This window comes from Neptuniibacter sp. (genome assembly GCF_024231755.1).
Classification (GTDB): Bacteria; Pseudomonadota; Gammaproteobacteria; order Pseudomonadales; family Balneatricaceae; genus Neptuniibacter.
Genome location: NZ_JAAEQH010000082.1, coordinates 1 through 1,235, shown reverse-complemented (window position 1 = coordinate 1,235; position 1,235 = coordinate 1). Strand labels below are relative to the sequence as shown.

Annotated in this window: 1 protein-coding gene; it reads left to right on the top strand. The window is 45.5% G+C overall.

Going from position 1 to position 1,235, the window contains the following annotated elements:
• Nucleotides 1–64 precede the first annotated feature (64 nt).
• Entirely contained in the window at nt 65–1,066 is a 1,002-nt protein-coding gene (locus GY843_RS03765) for a class 1 fructose-bisphosphatase (RefSeq protein WP_297306671.1), read from the top strand.
• The last annotated feature ends 169 nt before the right edge of the window (nt 1,067–1,235 follow it).

Genomic DNA, 1,235 nt, shown 5'->3' with positions numbered 1-1,235 from the left:
TATAAGTTTCACGTAAAATTCACAGCCAAATTTCCAACCACTCTATCAGAGAGAAAATACAAGAATGCTACTGCTGAGCCAGTTCCTGAAAAAACAGGAAACCGAAGACACTCTAGTCGATTTGATTGGCACTCTAATGCTTGCCTGCAAGGAAGTTGCGATCCAACTTCGCGAAGGTGAATTAGCTGGCGTTCTGGGTTCAACGGACAATACAAACGTCCAGGGCGAAACCCAGAAGAAAATGGATGTTATCGCAAATGACCTTCTGAAGAAGTTCCTGCTTGATAACCCTTTGGTAGCAGGTCTTGCTTCTGAAGAGGAAGACCACCCTGTAGGCGGAAATCCAGAAGGTAAGTACCTGGTAATTTTTGACCCTCTGGATGGCTCTTCCAATATCGATATCAACGTATCTGTTGGTACTATTTTCTCTATTCTGGAACTGCAAGAAGGCATGGACCCAAGCAAAGATGAAGCTTACCTTCAGTGTGGCCGCAAGCAGATTGCTGCCGGTTATGTTCTGTATGGTCAGTCTTCAATTCTTTCCCTAACTACAGGTCACGGCGTAAACTTCTTTACGCTGGCACACACTGGTGACTTTATCCTGACCCGTGAACAGGTTCAGATCCCTACTGACACTAAAGAGTTTGCCATCAACATGTCTAACCATCGCTTCTGGGAAGAAGAGATGCGTAACTATGTTGCTGATCTGCTACAAGGTGCCGAAGGTCCTCGCGAAAAGAACTTTAACATGCGCTGGATTGCTTCCATGGTGGCTGAAGTTCACCGTGTACTAACCCGTGGTGGTATTTTCACCTACCCATGGGATAGCCGTGATCCATCCAAGCCAGGTAAGCTTCGTCTTATGTACGAAGGTAACCCAATGAGCATGCTAATTGAGCAGGCAGGCGGTATCTCCAGCACTTGCTACAAAGACATCATGGACCTGGAGCCTACTCATATCCATCAGCGTAGTTCAGTAGCACTGGGCTCTATGAATGAAGTAGAAACTGCAATCTCATACCACGCAGAATCGGGTGATGGTCAGGCAGCAAAACTGAATACCTAAGTGATAATGAGCCTACTGCATCCAGTAGGCTCATTTTCCTGCTATCAATTCAGCTTTAAGTAGTATTCATTACGTCATAAGACTGGGAGATAATCCCCCGTCTTAGATATAACCATTTTTTTAACCGTTTACAGGAAGACAATCATGGGCTTCGCACAAGTACCAGCAG